General features: G+C 65.4%; 16 protein-coding genes and 1 pseudogene. 10 read left to right on the top strand and 7 right to left on the bottom strand.

The genetic code is table 11. From position 1 onward, the window contains the following. Window positions 1-65 precede the first annotated feature (65 nt). From rapZ to B5520_RS05335, 9 genes are all read left to right on the top strand, one after another. On the top strand, window positions 66-989 hold the full coding sequence (gene rapZ / locus B5520_RS05295; RefSeq protein WP_079596037.1) for an RNase adapter RapZ: 924 nt from the start codon (window positions 66-68) through the stop codon (window positions 987-989). Beyond that, window positions 989-2,008, top strand: coding sequence for a gluconeogenesis factor YvcK family protein (gene yvcK / locus B5520_RS05300; protein ID WP_079596038.1), 1,020 nt, complete (start codon window positions 989-991; stop codon window positions 2,006-2,008). Before rapZ ends, yvcK begins: the two co-directional genes overlap by 1 nt. A 9-nt stretch (window positions 2,009-2,017) precedes the next feature. Further along, entirely contained in the window at window positions 2,018-2,998 is a 981-nt protein-coding gene (gene whiA, locus B5520_RS05305; protein ID WP_079596039.1) for a DNA-binding protein WhiA, read from the top strand. Window positions 2,999-3,098: 100 nt separating this feature from the next. Then, the gene (locus B5520_RS05310) at window positions 3,099-3,725 is read left to right on the top strand and encodes a superoxide dismutase (protein WP_079596040.1); all 627 of its coding nucleotides are present in this window, start codon (window positions 3,099-3,101) and stop codon (window positions 3,723-3,725) included. A 261-nt stretch (window positions 3,726-3,986) separates the two neighbouring features. Next, window positions 3,987-4,997: a type I glyceraldehyde-3-phosphate dehydrogenase gene (gene gap / locus B5520_RS05315; protein WP_079596041.1), complete on the top strand. Its 1,011-nt coding sequence runs from the start codon at window positions 3,987-3,989 to the stop codon at window positions 4,995-4,997. Window positions 4,998-5,007: 10 nt separating this feature from the next. Next, on the top strand, window positions 5,008-6,234 hold the full coding sequence (pgk, locus tag B5520_RS05320; protein ID WP_079596042.1) for a phosphoglycerate kinase: 1,227 nt from the start codon (window positions 5,008-5,010) through the stop codon (window positions 6,232-6,234). A 113-nt stretch (window positions 6,235-6,347) separates the two neighbouring features. Continuing rightward, a complete protein-coding gene (gene tpiA / locus B5520_RS05325; protein ID WP_079596043.1) occupies window positions 6,348-7,163 on the top strand; it encodes a triose-phosphate isomerase in 816 nt (271 codons plus the stop codon). A gap of 50 nt (window positions 7,164-7,213) precedes the next feature. Beyond that, window positions 7,214-7,468, top strand: a complete 255-nt coding sequence (secG, locus tag B5520_RS05330; protein ID WP_079596044.1) for a preprotein translocase subunit SecG — start codon at window positions 7,214-7,216, stop codon at window positions 7,466-7,468. Between the two features lie 129 nt (window positions 7,469-7,597). After that, window positions 7,598-7,996 carry an RNA polymerase-binding protein RbpA gene (locus B5520_RS05335; RefSeq protein WP_079596045.1) on the top strand — a complete coding sequence of 133 codons (399 nt, stop codon included), beginning with the start codon at window positions 7,598-7,600 and terminating at the stop codon, window positions 7,994-7,996. Here the strand turns inward: B5520_RS05335 and pgl are convergent. From pgl to tkt, 6 genes are read right to left on the bottom strand one after another with little or no spacing between them, the layout of a single operon-like run. Further along, a complete protein-coding gene (gene pgl / locus B5520_RS05340; RefSeq protein WP_079596046.1) occupies window positions 7,949-8,767 on the bottom strand; it encodes a 6-phosphogluconolactonase in 819 nt (272 codons plus the stop codon). The two genes, B5520_RS05335 and pgl, sit on opposite strands and share 48 nt — an antisense overlap. Next, window positions 8,757-9,698, bottom strand: a complete 942-nt coding sequence (locus B5520_RS05345; protein ID WP_079596047.1) for a glucose-6-phosphate dehydrogenase assembly protein OpcA — start codon at window positions 9,696-9,698, stop codon at window positions 8,757-8,759. Before B5520_RS05345 ends, pgl begins: the two co-directional genes overlap by 11 nt. Next, on the bottom strand, window positions 9,695-11,254 hold the full coding sequence (gene zwf / locus B5520_RS05350) for a glucose-6-phosphate dehydrogenase (protein ID WP_079596048.1): 1,560 nt from the start codon (window positions 11,252-11,254) through the stop codon (window positions 9,695-9,697). Before zwf ends, B5520_RS05345 begins: the two co-directional genes overlap by 4 nt. A 14-nt stretch (window positions 11,255-11,268) precedes the next feature. Beyond that, entirely contained in the window at window positions 11,269-12,900 is a 1,632-nt protein-coding gene (locus tag B5520_RS05355) for a hypothetical protein (RefSeq protein WP_079596049.1), read from the bottom strand. 6 nt (window positions 12,901-12,906) lie between these two features. After that, a complete protein-coding gene (tal, locus tag B5520_RS05360; protein WP_079596050.1) occupies window positions 12,907-14,022 on the bottom strand; it encodes a transaldolase in 1,116 nt (371 codons plus the stop codon). Window positions 14,023-14,046: 24 nt separating this feature from the next. Beyond that, entirely contained in the window at window positions 14,047-16,164 is a 2,118-nt protein-coding gene (tkt, locus tag B5520_RS05365; RefSeq protein WP_079596395.1) for a transketolase, read from the bottom strand. A gap of 444 nt (window positions 16,165-16,608) precedes the next feature. Between tkt and B5520_RS05370 the strand changes: the two genes are divergently transcribed. Then, a complete protein-coding gene (locus B5520_RS05370) occupies window positions 16,609-17,568 on the top strand; it encodes a heme o synthase (protein WP_079596051.1) in 960 nt (319 codons plus the stop codon). 251 nt (window positions 17,569-17,819) lie between these two features. On the opposite strand, the pseudogene B5520_RS05375 reads toward B5520_RS05370, so the two are convergent. Beyond that, a pseudogene (locus B5520_RS05375) lies at window positions 17,820-18,080 on the bottom strand (recombinase family protein); the annotation flags it as partial. Window positions 18,081-18,147: the final 67 nt, after the last annotated feature.

The raw sequence follows: 18,147 nt of genomic DNA on the forward strand, positions 1-18,147 counted from the left end.
TAAAGAGCGGGGTTTCCGCCAGTGCGGCCGCCCCGCGTGACAACAACAGAAACGGGGCGTACTTAATGGCAGACACGACGGCGGAATCCGGAGCCGGGCTTGACGGGATGCAGCCCGTAAAGCCGCTCGAAGCGGAGCTGCTGGTGGTCACCGGGATGTCCGGCGCCGGACGGAGTACAGCCGCTGACGCCCTCGAGGACCACGGCTGGTACGTCGTGGAGAACCTGCCGCCGCAGATGCTGGGGACGCTGGCCGAACTCGTCTCGCACGCCCCGCAGTCCATCCCGCGCCTGGCCGTGGTGATCGACGTCCGCAGCAAGGGCCTCTTCGCGGACATCCGCGCCGCCCTGGGAGCCCTCGCCGCCAGCGGGGTCACCTTCCGCGTGCTGTTCCTCGACGCCAGCGACAACGTCCTGGTCCGCCGCTTCGAGCAGGGGCGCCGGCCCCACCCGCTGCAGGGCGGCGGGCGCATCCTCGACGGCATCGCGGCGGAACGCGAGCTGCTCCAGGAACTGCGCGACAGCTCCGACGTCGTGCTCGACACCTCCGGCTACAACGTCCATGGCCTGGCCACGGCAATCACGGAACTGTTCAGCGAAACCGGCCCGGTCGCCCTCCGCCTGAACATCATGAGCTTCGGCTTCAAGTACGGCCTGCCCGTCGATTCCAACTACGTGGCGGACGTCCGGTTCATCCCCAACCCGCACTGGGTGCCGCAGCTGCGCCCGCACACCGGGCTGGACAAGGACGTCAGTGACTACGTCCTCGAGGCCGAGGGCGTCAAGAACTTCGTGGACCGCTACGTCATGGCCCTCGAGCCCGTCCTGGACGGCTACCGCCGGGAAAACAAGCACTACGCCACCATTGCCGTGGGCTGCACGGGCGGGAAGCACCGTTCCGTGGCCGTCGCCGTCGAACTTTCCAAGAAGCTGGCGCAATACCCGCGGGTCACGGTGACCACCACGCACCGGGATCTGGGCCGCGAATAATGGCGTTGTTCACCGGCGCACTGCCGTTGGTCCCGCCTGCCTCCGGGACAGCGGCGGCGCAGCAGGACAAAGGCCCCAACGTGGTTGCCCTCGGCGGCGGGCACGGCCTGGCCGCCTCCCTTTCGGCGCTGCGCCTGCTCACCTCCCAGCTCACCGCCATCGTGACGGTAGCGGACGACGGCGGCTCTTCCGGGCGCCTGCGCGAGGAGTACGGCGTCCTCCCGCCCGGCGACCTGCGCATGGCACTGTCAGCCCTTTGCGACGATACCGACTGGGGACGCACCTGGCGCGACGTCATGCAGCACCGCTTCCGTCCCGGCAATGGCCCCGGCGGCTCCCTGGACGAGCACGCCATGGGGAACCTGCTCATCGTCACCCTCTGGGAACTGCTCGGCGACGCCGTCGCCGGCCTCAAGTGGGCCGGTGCGCTGCTCGGCGCGCGCGGCCAGGTGCTGCCCATGTCCACCGTGCCCCTGACCATCGAAGGGGATGTCCGGGTCACCGCACCCGACGGCGAATCCGTGCTGCAGACAATCCACGGGCAGGCACGGTGCGCCGTTGCAGGTTCCCTGGAGCAGGTGAGGCTCCTGCCGGAAGCCGCCCCGGCCTGCACCGAAGCACTCACGGCCATCGAACTCGCGGACTGGGTCATCCTGGGCCCGGGCTCCTGGTACACCTCCGTGCTCCCGCACCTGCTCCTGCCCGAAATGCGGCAGGCGCTGTGCCACACCCCAGCCAAACGCTGCCTCACCATGAACCTCGCCACGGACACCAAGGAAACGTCGGGCATGACGGCCGCCGACCACCTCCACGTGCTGCGCCGTTACGCTCCGGAATTCAGCGTGGACGTCGTCCTGGCGGATCCCGCCTCCGTTCCGGACCGGCAGGAGTTCGAGAAGGCAGCCGCGATGATCGGCGCCGAGGTGGTCTTGGGTAAAGTAGGGGCGTCGGTTCGCCGGCCCGTCCATGACCCCCTGCGTCTGGCGACGGCGTACCAGGACATTTTTGGGAACAGTTAGGAAGGTGCCATGGCACTGACAGCATCGGTCAAGGAAGAACTGTCCCGTCTGGACATCAAGAAGTCATCAGTGCGCAAGGCGGAAGTTTCCGCGATGCTCCGCTTCGCAGGCGGACTCCACATCATTTCCGGCCGGATCGTCATCGAGGCCGAAGTGGACCTCGCGTCCACCGCGCGACGGCTGCGGTCGGCCATTGCCGAGGTCTACGGACACCAGAGCGAGATCATCGTAGTCTCGGCGGGCGGGCTGCGGCGCGCCAGCAGGTATGTGGTCCGGGTAGTGCGCGACGGCGAGGCGCTGGCCCGGCAGACCGGCCTCCTCGACGGCCGCGGCCGCCCCGTGCGCGGGTTGCCGTCCGCCGTCGTCAACGGTTCGGCAGCGGATGCGGAGGCCGTCTGGCGCGGCGCCTTCCTGGCGCACGGCTCACTCACCGAACCCGGCCGCTCCTCCTCCCTGGAGGTCACCTGCCCCGGCCCCGAATCAGCTTTGGCACTTGTGGGCGCCGCCCGCCGGCTGGACATCCAGGCCAAGGCGCGCGAAGTCAGGGGAGTGGACCGCGTTGTCATCCGCGACGGCGACACCATCGCCGCCCTCCTCACCCGCATGGGTGCCCACGACGCACTGATGGTCTGGGAGGAACGGCGGATGCGCAAGGAAGTCCGGGCCACCGCCAACCGCCTCGCCAACTTCGATGACGCCAACCTGCGCCGCTCGGCACAGGCGGCCGTCGCGGCGGGCGCGCGCGTGGACCGGGCCCTTGAGATCCTCGGCGACGACGTTCCCGAGCACCTGAAATACGCGGGCGAACTGCGCGTTGCCCACAAACAGGCCAGCCTGGACGAACTGGGGCGGCTGGCCGATCCCGTCATGACCAAGGACGCCATCGCAGGACGGATCCGCCGTCTCCTGGCGATGGCGGACAAGCGGGCCCTTGACCTTGGCATACCCGGAACCGATGCCAATGTGACGCCCGAAATGCTCGACGAGTGAGCGCCCCATAGAATCAAAAATAATTCCGGGCGCCCGCCGTCCGGATGCACAATCCGAGAGTTACCACCCGGACCGAGTGTCCACGATATTGGAGGATTTTGTGACCGAGTACGTTTTGCCGGAACTCAGCTACGACTACGCCGCCCTCGAACCGCACATTTCCGCGCGGATCATGGAGCTGCACCACAGCAAGCACCACGCAGCCTACGTGGCAGGCGCCAACAACGCCCTGGCACAGCTGGCTGAAGCCCGCGAAAAGGGCGACTTCGCCAACATCAACCGGCTCTCCAAGGACCTCGCGTTCCACACCGGCGGCCACGTCAACCACTCCGTGTTCTGGAACAACCTCTCCCCGGACGGCGGCGACAAGCCCGAAGGTGAGCTGGCTGCAGCCATCGATGACGCCTTCGGCTCCTTCGACGCGTTCCGTGCACAGTTCTCCGCAGCTGCCCTCGGCCTGCAGGGTTCGGGCTGGGGCTTCCTGGCCTACGAGCCCATCGGTGGCAACCTGGTCATCGAGCAGCTGTACGACCAGCAGGGCAACGTGGCGCTGGGCACCACCCCTCTGCTGATGCTCGACATGTGGGAGCACGCCTTCTACCTGGACTACGTCAACGTCAAGGCTGACTACGTCAAGGCGTTCTGGAACATCGTCAACTGGGCCGACGTCACCAAGCGGTTCGAGGCAGCACGCAGCAACGCCACGGGACTCATCACCGTACGGTAGTGAGCACCGCCACACGCGTGTGTAACAAACTTCACATTCGGACTTAAAGAGGCCGCGATGTGGACCGTCCGCCCCCGCACTTGCGGGGGCGGACCCAGTTAAACGTAAGATAGGTCACGGAAGGCGGTTAGCCTTCAGCAATGAGGCTGGTCGCCCTCCGTATGTAAATCATCTCTGCCCAATGGCGTGCGGGATCTGTTAGTTGGCTTGAACGCCCGCTCAACTAGTAGTGCTTCATAAAGCACCAAGGAGACTGAAAAAGTGACGACCCGTATTGGTATTAACGGCTTTGGCCGTATTGGCCGCAACTACTTCCGCGCAGCGCTTGCACAAGGCGCGGACCTGGAGATCGTTGCCGTCAACGACCTCACCAGCCCCGAGGCCCTGGCGCACCTGTTCAAGTACGACTCCGTCGGCGGCCGGCTGAAGGAAACCATCGAGGTCAAGGACGGCAACATCGTCGTCAACGGCAACGTCATCAAGGTCCTGGCTGAGCGCGATCCCGCCAACCTGCCCTGGGGCGAGCTGGGCGTGGACATCGTCATCGAATCCACCGGCTTCTTCACCAAGGCCGCCGCTGCGCAGAAGCACATCGACGCCGGCGCCAAGAAGGTCCTCATCTCCGCCCCGGCGTCCGATGAAGACATCACTATCGTGATGGGCGTGAACCACAAGCTGTACGACAACGCCACGCACCACATCATTTCCAACGCATCCTGCACCACTAACTGCCTCGGCCCGCTGGCCAAGGTGGTCAACGACGAGTTCGGCATCGAACGCGGCCTCATGACCACCGTCCACGCCTACACCGCAGACCAGAACCTGCAGGACGGCCCGCACAACGACCTCCGCCGTGCACGCGCCGCCGCCATCAACATGGTTCCCACCTCCACCGGTGCAGCCAAGGCCATCGGACTCGTCCTGCCCGAGCTGAAGGGCAAGCTGGACGGCTACGCCATCCGCGTTCCCGTGCCCACCGGTTCGGCCACCGACCTCACCGTCACGGTCTCCCGCGAGACCACCGTCGAGGAAGTCAACGCCGCCCTCAAGCGCGCTGCGGAGTCCGAGGAACTGCAGGGCTTCCTGACCTACACCGATGAGCCGATCGTCTCCTCGGACATCGTCGGGGACCCGGCGTCGTCCATCTTTGACTCCGGCCTGACCAAGGTGATTGGCAACCAGGTCAAGGTTGTTTCCTGGTATGACAACGAATGGGGCTACTCAAACCGCCTCGTTGACCTTACGGAGCTTGTCGCATCCAAGCTGGGCTAGGGTTAGACACATGACATCTCACACCCTCAACGAACTCATCGCTGAAGGTGTCCGCGGGCGGTACATTCTGGTTCGAAGTGACCTGAATGTGCCGCTCGACGGCTCTACAGTCACTGACGACGGCCGCATCAAGGCCTCACTTCCAGTGCTGTCAAAGCTCACGGACGCCGGTGCCCGCGTGCTGGTAACAGCCCACCTCGGACGCCCCAAGGGCGCACCCGAAGACAAGTACTCCCTTCGCCCCGCAGCCACCCGGCTGGCGGAACTGGCGGACTTCAAGGTCACCCTCGCAGACGACACCGTGGGAGCCTCCGCCAAAGAGGCAGCAGCCGCGCTGCAGGACGGCGAGGTACTCGTCCTTGAGAACGTCCGCTTCGACGCCCGCGAGACCAGCAAGGACGACGCACAGCGCGGCGCCTTCGCTGACGAGCTGGTTGCGCTGACCGGCGGCAACGGTGCCTACGTGGATGACGCCTTCGGTGCCGTGCACCGCAAGCACGCCAGCGTGTACGACGTCGCCACCCGGCTTCCGTCGTACCAGGGCGACCTGGTGCACACCGAGGTGGAGGTCCTGCGCAAGCTCACCGCCGATACGCAGCGTCCCTACGTCGTGGTGCTCGGCGGTTCCAAGGTCTCTGACAAGCTCGCGGTCATCGACAACCTGCTCGGCAAGGCGGACACCATCCTGGTGGGCGGCGGCATGCTGTTCACCTTCCTCGCCGCTGCCGGCCACAAGGTGGCTGGAAGCCTGCTCGAGGAAGACCAGATCCCCGTGGTCCAGGACTACCTTAAGCGCGCGGCCGATGCCGGCACCGAATTCGTGGTGCCCACCGACGTCGTGGTGGCGGAGAAGTTCGCGGCCGACGCTGCGCACGAAACTGTTGCTGCGGATGCCATTGAGGACAGCAGCTTTGGCGCGCAGGGCATCGGGCTCGACATCGGCCCGGACTCTGCCGCTGCCTTCGCCGACCGTATCAAGGGTGCCCGGACAGTCTTCTGGAACGGTCCCATGGGGGTCTTCGAGTTCGAAGCCTTCTCGGCCGGAACCCGCGCGATTGCCCAGGCCCTGACCGAAACCGAAGCGTTCACTGTGGTTGGCGGCGGGGACTCCGCGGCAGCCGTGCGAACGCTGGGTTTCGCCGATGAGCAGTTCGGGCACATCTCCACCGGCGGCGGAGCGAGCCTGGAATACCTCGAGGGCAAGGAACTCCCGGGACTCAGCGTCCTGGACCGGTAGAGCCTTCCGGTAAGGCCTTCCGGTAGTACTACCGGTCTGTCAATCCTCCGGCCGGCAGGTTGCCCGCGGCAGCCTGCCGGCCGAACACTTATCACAAACTTTTTGGAGAATACGTGACTACGTCAACGAACGGTGCTTTCGACCGCAAGCCCTTCATCGCGGGCAACTGGAAGATGAACATGGACCACGTGCAGGGCATCACCCTCCTGCAGAAACTGGCCTGGACCCTTTCAGACGCAAAGCATGACTACAGCCGCGTCGAAGTTGCTGTCTTCCCCCCGTTCACCGATCTCCGCGGCGTCCAGACGCTCGTCCAGGGCGACGACCTTGATATCGCCTACGGCGGCCAGGACCTCTCGCAGTTCGACTCGGGCGCCTACACCGGTGACATCTCCGGCCAGTTCCTGAACAAGCTGGGGTGCACGTACGTGCTGGTGGGACACAGCGAACGCCGCACCATCCATAACGAGTCCGACGACGTCCTCAACGCGAAGGTCAAGGCCGCGTTCAAGCACGGTGTCACTCCTGTCCTCTGCGTTGGCGAAGGGCTGGAAATCCGGCAGGCCGCCACGCACGTGAACCACACCCTGGAACAGCTGCGCGCCGGAGTTGCGGGCCTGACCAACGAGCAGGCAGCCGAGCTCGTGGTCGCCTACGAGCCGGTCTGGGCCATCGGAACCGGAGAAGTTGCGGGCCCGGGGGATGCACAGGAAATGTGCGCCGCCATCCGCGCCGAGCTGGAAACGCTTTTTGGCGCCGACGTAGCGGCCAAGACGCGCCTGCTCTACGGCGGCTCGGTCAAGGCCAACAACGCCGCCGCCATCCTGCAGGAGCGGGACGTGGACGGCCTGCTGGTGGGTGGCGCGAGCCTCGATCCTGCCGAGTTTGCTAATATTGTCAGGTTCGAGAGTCACCTGGTGACGGACTGATCCGTCCCGCTGCGCATACTCCCGCAATTCCAACTTTCTGAAAGGCCGTCGTGGACGTTCTTCATGTCATTCTGCAGATCCTCCTGGGCATCACCAGCCTCCTGCTGACGCTGCTTATCCTCCTCCACAAGGGACGGGGCGGAGGACTGTCGGACATGTTCGGCGGCGGCATGAGTTCGGGCCTGAGCTCCTCCGGCGTGGCCGAGCGCAACCTGAACAGGTTCACCGTGATCCTCGGTGTCACCTGGGGTGTGGTGATCATCGCACTGGGCCTGATCATGCGGTTCAGCGGCGGGGACTCCTGATCCCCAACGTTTGAGGCAGCGATTCCCGCGGGTACTCCCACGGTACGGATCCGCCAACTAAACTGTGGCTGTCGGCTATTTCGACAGCCACAGTTTTGCTTTAACAATGGCGTCAAGGCAGGAGTTGCGGTGGTCCATCCAGCGTCAGGCTTCCGAGGTACCCGCGCGGGGGTAACGGCAGGAACAGGTTCAAGCCTTCAATCCACCGAGGACCACGGGAGCGCCCTGCCGCGGATCCGCGTGTCCTACTGGTGCGCGAAGGGGCACGAAACCCAGCCCGTCTTCCTCAAACTTCCCGAGGACCAGATCCCGGTCATGTGGGACTGCCGGCGGTGCGGCGGGCCGGCCTCCAGGGACGGCCAGTCGGCGGCAGCAGCGGCCGACGACATGGACGACGGTTTCAAGAGCCACCTTGAGTACGTTAAAGAACGGCGCTCCGGCCAGGACGCGGAAGACGTCCTGGCCGGAGCGCTCGAGAGGCTACGCGCCCGCGGCGTCCTTCCGGACGAGTTGCTGCGGGACACGTGAGGCTGCGTTTTCGTCGATGAGCCACAGGGTCCGGGAGGTTCCCCGCGGACCTGCAGCCGGTACCTGGACGGGGTTGGCACCCGCGAGGGCAAGGCCCACGGCGCCGGCTTTGTCCTCGCCCGCAACCACCATCCAGACCTCGGAGGCCGTATTGATGGCCGGGAGGGTGAGCGAGACCCGCAGCGGAGGCGGTTTGGGGGAGTTGCGGACCCCCACCACCGTCCGTTCCTTCTCCCTGATTCCCCCCTGCTCCGGAAAGAGCGACGCCACATGCGCGTCGGGACCCACACCGAGCAGGACAACGTCCAGCCGCGGCAACGCGGAAGGTTCCTCGGGCCGGTCATCGGACATGTCCGCAGCATGCTCAGCGGCGGCAGCCTCCCGGAGGCGCCGGGCGTAATCGTCCGCAGCTTCTTCCGGGCTGCCGAACTCGTCCGAGGAGCCCGGCTGGAAGACCCGCTCCGGATCTACCGGGATGCGGGACAGCAGTGCGTCAAACGCCTGCTTTGTGTTCCGGTCAGGGTCCTGCGAACCCACAAAGCGTTCGTCACCCCACCAGAAGTTGACCTTGGACCAGTCGACGGCGGGAGCGGCCGGAGAGTCTGCAACAGCCTTCAGCGTCCCAATGCCCACCGAGCCTCCGGTCAGCACCACAGTGGCCTCGCCGTACTTGTCCTGCACATCCACCAGTTTGGTGATGAGCCTGGCCGCGATGGCTGCCATGAGAACAGACGAATCAGGATGGATGCTTACTCTTGGCTCAACGCTCACTGGGACGGACGCTCCTTAGATTGGTACGTGGCAGTCCAATAGTAATCACTTCGCCGAAAACTTCGTCGGGGTCCAAACGGCGGAGTTCTTCGGCGAGGCAGTCCCGGAGGCTGCGGCGGGGAAGGGAGATCCGTTGGGCGGGCTGACCCGGCTGGGTCAGTTCAGCGACGGACAGTCCCGGCCGGAAGAGCTGGACGTCCCCGCCGGGGCGGGTGAGCCGGACGCGGCGGATGCCGGTGCCGGCGGGATCCGCGACGATGGTCACGGGTGCGTCCAGGGTCAGGGTGAGCCAGGCCGCCAGCAGGATGGTGGACGGGGAGTCCGAGGCTCCTTCGACGGCGACGGCGGTCACTGGGGAGGAGTCCACCTGGTCCAGGACGGCTGCGAGTTGGATGCGCCAGTTGGTCAGGCGGGTCCAGGCGAGGTCGGTGTCGCCGGCTTTGTAGGTGGACCGGATGTTCTCCAGGGCAGCCTGCGGGTCCGGTTCGTTCGCGGAGTCGGTGATCCGTCGGTGCGCAATCCGGCCGATGGAGGTGTCGCAGGCGCTTTCCGGGGCGCCGTGCGGCCACCAGGCCACGATCGGTGCGTCCGGGAGCAGCAGCGCGGCGACCAGGGACTCGGATTCGTGGGCGAGCTGGCCGTAGCCGCGCAGCACGATCACTTCCGAGGCGCCGGCGTCCCCGCCCACCCGGATCTGCGCGTCGAGCCGGTCCGGTGCGTTTTTGCCGGCGTCGGCCAGGACGATGATCCGGCAGGGGTGTTCCCGGCTGGCTTCGTTCGCCGCTTCGATCGCTTCTTCCTCAAGCCCGGACTTCGTGACCACCACCAGGGTCAGGACCCGGCCGAGGGCGATCACGCCGCCCTGCTCGCGCAGGGCCATGATCTTTTTGGACACGTTCGAGGTGGTGGTATTGGGCAGGTCAACAATCATGGCCTTCTCCAGGTTCGTCCGTCACGGGCCAGCAGCTCATCAGCGCTGGCCGGGCCCCAGGAGCCCGGGGCGTAGGGTTCGGGCTGTTCATCCAGGGTGGCCCAGTAGTCCTCGAACGGGTCAAGGATCTTCCAGGACAACTCCACTTCCTCATGCCGCGGGAACAGCGGCGGCTCACCGAGCAGCACATCCAGGATCAACCGCTCATACGCCTCCGGGGAGGACTCGGTGAACGAGTGCCCGTAGCCGAAGTCCATCGTCACGTCACGGACTTCCATCTGCGTGCCCGGGACCTTGGACCCGAACCGGATCGTCACACCCTCGTCGGGCTGGACCCGGATCACCACGGCGTTCTGCCCGAAGTCATCCTCCCCATGGTCACGGAACAACAGGTTCGGTGCCCGCTTGAACACCACAGCGATCTCCGTCACCCGCCTCCCCAGCCGCTTGCCGGCGCGCAGGTAGAACGGCACCCCCGCCCAGCGGCGGGTGTGGATGTCCACCCGGATCGCCGCGAACGTCTCCGTGGTGGAATCGGCCGGGATGCCCTCTTCCTCCAGGTAGCCCTGGACCTGTTCCCCGCCCTGCCAGCCGCCGGTGAACTGCCCCCGCGCCGAGTGCGTGGACAGGTCCTCCGGGAGCTTGACCGCGGCGAGGACCTTTTCCTTCTCCGCCCGCAAATCATCGGCATTGAAGGAAATCGGCTCCTCCATCGCGGTCAGGGCCAAAAGCTGGAGCAGGTGGTTCTGGATCACGTCGCGGGCCGCGCCCACGCCGTCGTAATACCCGGCCCGGCCGCCGGTGCCGATGTCCTCGGCCATCGTGATCTGGACATGGTCCACATAATTCGCGTTCCACAACGGCTCGAACAACTGGTTCGCGAACCGCAACGCCAGGATGTTCTGCACCGTTTCCTTACCCAGGTAATGATCGATCCGGAACACCGCGTCCGGGGGGAACACCGACTCGACAATGTCGTTCAGCTGCCGGGCCGATTCCAGGTCATGCCCGAACGGCTTCTCGATCACCACCCGCCGCCACTTCTCACCCTCGGCCTGCGCCAGCCCATGCTTGGACAACTGCCGGCAGACCTGCTCAAACGCCTTCGGCGGGATCGACAAATAAAACGCGTGGTTCCCGCGGGTCCCGCGGACATCGTCAAGCTCCTTGATCGTCTCACCGAGCCGCTCAAACGCGCCGTCGTCGTCGAACTCGCCCTGGACAAAACGGATGCCCTCAGCCAGCTGGTTCCACACCGCCTCATCAAACGGCGTCCGCGCGTAGGACTGGACCGAGGCCTTCACCTGACCGGCGAAATCAGCGTCACTCCACTCCCGGCGCCCAAAACCCACCAACGCGAAACTCGGCGGCAACAACCCCCGGTTCGCCAGGTCATACACAGCCGGCATCAACTTCTTGCGCGCCAAATCACCGGTAACCCCAAAGAGCACCAACGACGACGGACCCGCAATCCGGTTCAAACGACGGTCACGCGGATCCCGGAGCGGATTACGCCCCCGGGTCCCGGACCTTTTGCCGTATTCAGTTTCTGGCATGTTGCTTTTGTGCCTTAGCTTTCGGTAGCGGATGCGCGGGCGGAAAGTGCAGCGACGATGTCCTGCAGCTGCTTCACGCCGGCAGCACGGTTGGTCAGGTGCAGGCGCAGGACGGGCCGGCCGTGCCCTTCCAGGACCTGGGCGTCGCCGGCAGCCTGCGCGGAAATCAGTTCCCCGAACGTGAAGGGACGCTCCGGGATTTCAAGGTCTTCTGCAGGCGCAGCCGTGACCTGGAGGAACACGCCGATGGCGGGTCCGCCCTTGTGGAACTGGCCCGTGGAGTGCAGGAACCGGGGGCCCCAGCCGAATGTGACGGGACGGCCGCTGGCAGCAGCCAGTTCGTCGCGGATCCCTTCCAGTTCAGCGAAGGCGAGGCGGTCGAAGTACGCCTGGACGCTCAGGTAGCTGTCTGCCTCGAGGGTGCCCAGCAGTGCCTTGACGGCGGACTCCGCGGTGCCGGCATCACCGAGCCAGTCACCGCCGCGGACCTCGATGGCGCCATCAACGAATGCTGCGGCAGTGGGCTCCGGCTGCGCGTCCAGCAGGCCGCGCGCTGCCACCTTGGCGGCTTCGACGTCGGGCTGGTCGAAGGGGTTGATGCCCAGTAAACGTCCCGCCACGGCCGTGGCGAACTCCCACACCATCATCTGTGTGGCCAGGCCACCGGCGATGGCCACTTCGTCGTCGCCGAGTTCGACGTCGGCATCAGCGGCCACCAGCCGTACCACCAGGACATCCGGCGCGCCGGACGTTACCTCGGGTGCGGCGGGGCCGGCCACGACCGGCAGGACGCCCGTGCCCAGCTTGCCGGTGGATTCGGCGATGAGCTGCTCGGCCCAGTCGGCGAAGCCCACAATGCCAGAGCCGTCCTCGGCAATGACGATTTTGTTCCGCAGCGGCGTGGTTCCGCCCAGGGCGGTGCCGAGTGCGAGCCCGATGTTCTCGGGGGCATCGTCATTGAGGATTTCCGCTGCTTCCTCGGCCTCGTCCAGGAAGGCCTGGATGTCCACGCCGGCCAGGCCGGAGGGGACCAGGCCGAAGGCCGTGAGGGCGGAGAAGCGGCCGCCGACGTTGGGGTCGGCGTTGAAGACGGCGCGGTAGCCGGCCTCGCGGGAAGCCTTGTCCAGCGGGGAGCCGGGGTCCGTGACAATGATGATGCGGCTGGCGGCGTCGATGCCGGCGTCGGTGAACGCCTTCTCGAAAATCCGCCGCTGGGAATCGGTCTCCACCGTGGAGCCGGACTTGGACGAGACCACGATCGCGGTCTCGGCCAGCCGGTCAGCCAGGGCAGCACGGACCTGGTCCGGGTCCGTGCTGTCCAGCACAGTCAGCTCGACGCCGGCGGTGCCGGCGATGACCTCTGGGGCGAGGGAAGAACCACCCATGCCGCACAGCACAATGCGGGTGACGCCTTCAGCCCGGAGGGCGTCACGGAGTTCCAGGATGTCCTTCACCAGCGGCTGGGAGACGGTGGCCGCCTCCACCCAGCCAAGCCGGATGGCCGACTCGGATTCTGCATCCGGACCCCACAGGGTGTGGTCCTTGGCAAAGATCCGGGTGGCGATCCGGTCCTCGACCAGAGCAGGAAGGTGCTGTTCAAGTGCCTTCTGGGCAGCGCCGGTGGCGTCGTAGCTGAGAGTGCTCATAGGGGACTAGGAAGCCTTCCGTGCAGAGGCGAGGGCGCCTTCGACGTCGGCCAGGAGTTCCTTCCAGCTGGCCACGAACTTGTCCAGGCCTTCGGATTCGAGGATGGCGACGACGTCGTTGTAGGAGACGCCGAGCTTTTCCAGTGCGTCAAGGGTGTTGTTGGCCTCGGCGTAGGTGCCCGTGATGGTGTCGCCCTTGACCTCGCCGTGGTCGAAGGTGGCGTCCAGGGTCTTTTCGGGCATGGTGTTGACGACGCCGGGGGCGACGAGCTCGGTGACGTAAAGGGTGTCGGGGTAGGCCGGGTCCTTCACGCCGGTGGAGGCCCAGAGCGGGCGCTGGGGGCGGGCGCCGGCTTCGGCGAGCAGGGCCCAGCGTTCGGTGGCGAAGAGCTCTTCGTAGACCTGGTAGGCGAGGCGGGCGTTCGCGACGCCTGCCTTGCCCTTGAGGGCCTTGGCTTCGTCGGTGCCGATGGCGTCAAGGCGCTTGTCGATCTCGGTGTCCACGCGGGAGACGAAGAATGATGCCACGGAGTGGATCTTGGAGAGGTCGTGGCCGTTTTCCTTGGCCTGTTCCAGGCCGGTCTGGAAGGCGTTGATGACGGCGCGGTAGCGCTCCAGGGAGAAGATCAGGGTCACGTTGACGCTGATGCCCTCGGCCAGGGTGGCGGTGATCGCCTCGAGGCCTTCGAGCGTGGCCGGGATTTTGATCAGGACGTTGTCCTTGTTGACCTTCTTGTACAGGTGCTTGGCTTCGGCGATTGTGCCGGCGGTGTCCCAGGCGAGGCGCGGGTCAACTTCGATGGAGACGCGGCCGTCGACACCGTTGGTGGCTGCTGCCACCGGTGCGAAGAGGTCGCAGGCGTCGGCGACGTCGGTGGTGGTGATTTCGAAGATGGTGTCTTCGATGGACGCGCCTGCTGCTGCCTGCGCGGCGATGGTGGCGTCGTAGTCGGCACCGGTGGTGATGGCGGCGTGGAAGATGGAGGGGTTGGTGGTCACACCAACCACGTTCTTCTCTTCGATGAGCTTGCGCAGGGTGCCGGTTTCCAGGCGTCCGCGGGAAAGGTCATCAAGCCAGATGGAAACTCCGGCGTCGGAGAGCTGCTGGGTGGGAGTAGTCATTGTCTTTTTCTCCTAAATCGTTTGTTAGGCCTGCAGGCGGGCGAGGGAGTCCTTGGCAGCGGCAGCTACTGCTTCTGCCGTGATGCCGAACTCCTGGAAGAGGCGCTTGTAGTCAGCGGAAGCGCCGTAGTGCTCGAGGCTGATGGAGCGGCCGGCGTCGCCGACGAATTCCTTCCAGCCCAGGGCAAGTCCTGCTTCGACGGAGACGCGGGCCTTGACCGCGGACGGGAGGACCGATTCGCGGTAGGCAGCATCCTGCTTGTTGAACCACTCGACGCACGGCATGGACACAACCCGGGTGGCGATGCCTTCGGCCTGCAGTGCTTCACGGGCCTTGACGGCCAGCTGGACCTCGGAGCCGGTGCCGATCAGGATCACGTCGGCCGGAACGGTCGCGCCGTCCTTGGAGGCCTCTGCGAGGACGTACCCGCCCTTGGCGACGCCCGCGACGGAACCGAACGTGTCGCCGTCGGCCGCTCCCTCGCCGCGTTCCCAGGTGGGGATGTTCTGGCGGGTCAGGACGATGCCGGCCGGGTTTGCGTGGTTTTCGAGCATGGTCTTCCAGGCAACGGCAACTTCGTTGGCGTCACCGGGGCGGACAACGTCCAGGCCCACGATGGCGCGCAGCGAGGCGAGCTGCTCCACGGGCTGGTGGGTGGGTCCGTCTTCGCCCAGGCCGATGGAGTCGTGCGTCCAGACGTACAGGGACGGGACACCCATCAGTGCACCGAGGCGGATGGCGGGACGCTGGTAGTCGCTGAAGATCAGGAACGTTCCGGAGAACGCGCGGGTCCGGCCGTGCAGGCTGATGCCGTTCACGATCGACGCTGCGGCGTGTTCGCGGATGCCGAAGTGCAGGACGCGGCCGTAGGGGTTGCCCTTCCACGCGTCGGTCTGCTTGGACGCGGGAACGAACGACGGCGAGCCCTCGATGGTGGTGTTGTTCGACTCTGCAAGGTCGGCAGAACCGCCCCACAGTTCGGGCAGGACCGGGCCCAGGGCGTTCAGGACCTTGCCCGATGCGGCGCGGGTGGAGACGTCCTTACCGGCCGGGAAGACCGGAAGGGCCGCGTCAACATCGGTGGGCAGTTCCTTGGCCTCGATGCGCTGCAGCAGTGCCGCGCCCTCGGGGTTGGCAGCCTGCCAGGCGTTGAAGGACTCTTCCCATTCCTTGCGGGCAGCAGCTCCCCGGTCCACCACGGAGCGGGCGTGGGCCAGGACTTCCTGGTCAACCTCGAAGGACTTGGCCGGATCGAAGCCCAGGACTTCCTTCAACGCTGCAACTTCCTCGGCACCAAGTGCGGAACCGTGGATCTTGCCGGTGTTCTGCTTCTTCGGGGCAGGGTAGCCGATGATGGTGCGCAGCGACACGATGGACGGCTTGGACGTCTCGGCCTTGGCAGCAAGCAGTGCCGAGTAAAGCTCCTGCACGTCTTCCTTGTATTCGCCGGTCTTGGTCCAGTCCACGCGCTGGACGTGCCAGCCGTAGGCCTCGTAGCGCTTCAGGACATCCTCGGTGAACGCGATGTCGGTGTCGTCCTCGATGGAGATGTGGTTCTCGTCGTACACAACAACCAGGTTGCCCAGTTCCTGGTGGCCGGCCAGCGAGGAAGCCTCGGCCGTGACGCCTTCCTGCAGGTCGCCGTCGGACGCGATGACCCAGATGGTGTGGTCAAACGGGCTCTCGCCGGCGGCAGCATCGGCGTCGAACAGGCCGCGCATCCGGCGCTGGGAATACGCGAAACCTACCGAGGAGGCAAGGCCCTGGCCCAGCGGGCCGGTGGTGATCTCCACACCCGCGGTGTGCTTGTACTCGGGGTGGCCCGGGGTCAGCGAACCCCAGGTCCGCAGCGCCTGCAGGTCCTTCAGCTCCAGGCCGTAACCGGAAAGGAACAGCTGGATGTACAGCGTCAGTGACGTGTGGCCGGGGGACAGGATGAACCGGTCACGGCCCAGCCACTCCGGGTTGCGGGGATCATGGCGCATCAGCTTCTGGAAAAGAAGGTACGCAGCCGGAGCCAGGCTCATGGCCGTTCCGGGGTGGCCGTTGCCCACCTTCTCCACGGCGTCCGCAGCCAGCACGCGGATAGTATCCACGGCGCGCTGGTCCAAGCTGGTCCATGACAGTTCTTGCTCTTCCAAATGTGGCACGAAAACCGGGCCCCTCTCTGTGCTGATGGCAGGCGGCACACCGGATCCGTTTAAAGGCACGCTGTGTGGCGCCCGCTGCGGTGTGTACCAGCCGTTCACCATCGAAACGTTGATCTTTCACTCAGCCACTGGCAGTCCGGGAATGCGTTTTCCACCGCTTCCTGGCTGCGTGCTGATCTGGTGACAGCTTAGCTCCATTCCATTCTCCGGGCGGCGCAAATCTCACGTTTTGGACGCAATTTCCCCTTTTATGAATCAGCCTGAAGTGAGGTTGAGTTAATCTGCTCGAATCGGCGTTCGAGCGATCATGTGCGCATATCGGGCGGCCGGAAGGGGGGTGGCGGCGCGGTATGATATTCGGAGGCCAATGCCGGGCAGCGGACCTTTCCAGCCGTCCGTAGCTGCACCGCCAGACACAACTGCCACACAGAACGGGTGACTGCCACCGTGAGCACAACAGATACGCCGCTGAACGCATCCCGGGCATCAGGTGCCGGGTTTGCCCGTAAGGCCAAGGCGTATCTCGCCCTCACCAAACCGCGCGTTATCGAGCTGCTGCTGGTCAGCACGCTGCCCACCATGATTTATGCGGAGCGTGGCTTTCCTTCGATCGGGCTGATCCTCGCCACCCTGGTTGGCGGCGCGTTTGCGGCCGGCAGTGCCGGGGCGTTCAACTGCTACATTGACCGCGACATCGACAAACTGATGCACCGGACGGAGAACCGTCCCCTGGTCACGGGGGAGGTCACCCCCCGTGAGGCGCTGGTCTTTTCCTGGCTCCTGGGTGCTGCCGCCATCGCCATCCTGTGGTTCGGCGCTAACCCTTTGTCCGCCTGGCTGGGGCTGGGCGCCATCTTCTTCTACGTGGTGATCTACACGATCATCCTTAAGCGCCGCACGGCACAGAACATTGTGTGGGGCGGCGCGGCCGGCTGCTTCCCGGTGCTGATCGCCTGGGCAGCCGTCACCAACACCGTGGAATGGCCCGCGGTCATCCTCTTTATGGTGATCTTCCTGTGGACCCCGCCGCACTACTGGCCGCTGTCCATGCGCTACGGCGAGGACTACCGCAACGCCAACGTGCCCATGCTCGGTGCCATCGCCGGCGCCAAGGTGGTGTCGGTACAGGTGGTCCTGTACGCCTGGGCCATGGTGGTGTGCTCGCTGCTGATGGTCCCGGCCGGCGGGGCGGGCTGGGTGTACACCGCCACGGCTGTGGTGGCCGGCGCCTGGTTCCTCTACGAGTCGCATTCCCTGTACAACCGGGCACAGCGCGAGGACATCTCCGACAAGCGGGCCATGAAGGTGTTCCACGGCTCCATCAGCTACCTCACCTTGCTGTTCATCGCCCTGGCTGTTGACCCGTTCATCGGCCCGGCCGTCATGGCTGGCTAGCTTCCGTTCCGCCACTCCACCCGCAACGCTCTTTCACCTTCCGCAGGTTTTCCGCGGACGCTCTCTCACCACAGCCCTGATTCCGGGGCGGTGAACGGGACATGCCTGGTTGCCCAGCTGCCCGGGGGTAGGTCATTTGAGCTTTCGGCCTATCTTTCCGGGTAAACCTCAATCTGCCTTCGTCGACGCGGAGTAGAGCAAGAGGTCTATGGAGTCGCCGCGGTAGCAGCCCGTCAGTAACTTTGAGTGTGAATCCCAGCGGTATTGGCGGCCTTTTGCAGTGCTGAGGAGAGCATGTTCTGTGTGAATCGCCTAAGCCCGTCCAGCGTTGCGATGACGAGGGTGCCACCCCCAATTAGTGCGTCCAAGGCCTGATCGAATTGGGGCCGTGAAGCCCGCGCTCCGGACACGGCGTGGTCAATGTAAGGTCATCGCGGAGGACGCCTGCGGTCAGAAGGTCTGCCTGTTGCCGGTCGCGTCAAAACACGTGCGCAGCCAATCAGCTTTTTCATGGGCTGCTCCGATGTGTCACATAACTAATGGATGATTGGCGTTCGTGTCCTCGTCCAAACTCCTCGT

The organism is Arthrobacter sp. P2b (assembly GCF_900168295.1).
GTDB lineage: Bacteria > Actinomycetota > Actinomycetes > Actinomycetales > Micrococcaceae > Arthrobacter.